Raw genomic sequence first — 579 nt, 5'->3', positions numbered from 1 at the left:
CAGCTCCTCGGCAGGGATCTCTTGGCTGTTGCTGACCTGGATGCGGCTTTGACGATTTTCCGTTTCAATTTGCAAGCGGATGGATCCCTGGGCCGGCGTGTATTTCACGGCATTGTGCAAAAGCTCGCGCAGGATCCTGCTCAACAGCAAGGGATCCGTCGTGAGGCTGCTTTCTAGGGGGACGCTGGCTTGAAAGCTCTGCCCCTTGGCGTGGGCCCGCTCCTCGGTAACGGTCAGCAGATCCCCCAGCAGCTCCCGCCAGGTGAGGGCTTGCACCTCCAGAGCATAGGCCCCCGCCTGCAGGCGCTGCAGATCCAGCAGGTCGTTGATGAGCTCGATTTCCCGCTGGCATTCTCGCTCGGCAATGCTTAGATATTGAGCTCGTTTTTCGGTTGAGGGAGCCATCTGCAGCATCTTCAGAGCCATCTTCAAGCTGGCCAGGGGGGTGCGCAGCTCGTGGCTGACGGTGCTGATAAAGTCATCTTTAAGACGGTTAAGCCGCTCCAGGGCTTGCACCTGCTCTTGGGCAGCTTGGAACAGGCGCGCCTGGCGCAGCCCAATGGCGCATTGGTTGGCCAC

Annotated in this window: 1 protein-coding gene; it reads right to left on the bottom strand. The window is 59.9% G+C overall.

Annotated elements, in window-relative coordinates; all coding sequences use genetic code 11:
* Positions 1–579, bottom strand: a 579-nt coding sequence (locus NW844_RS13115; protein WP_414336274.1) for a sensor histidine kinase, incomplete at both ends; no start/stop codon positions are given.

Origin of the sequence: Synechococcus sp. H55.2, from assembly GCF_047462495.1 — a bacterium.
In the GTDB taxonomy this organism is placed as follows: domain Bacteria; phylum Cyanobacteriota; class Cyanobacteriia; order Thermostichales; family Thermostichaceae; genus Thermostichus.
The sequence above is the reverse complement of the archived record's forward strand: the minus strand, read 5'-3'. Positions and strand labels throughout refer to the sequence as shown.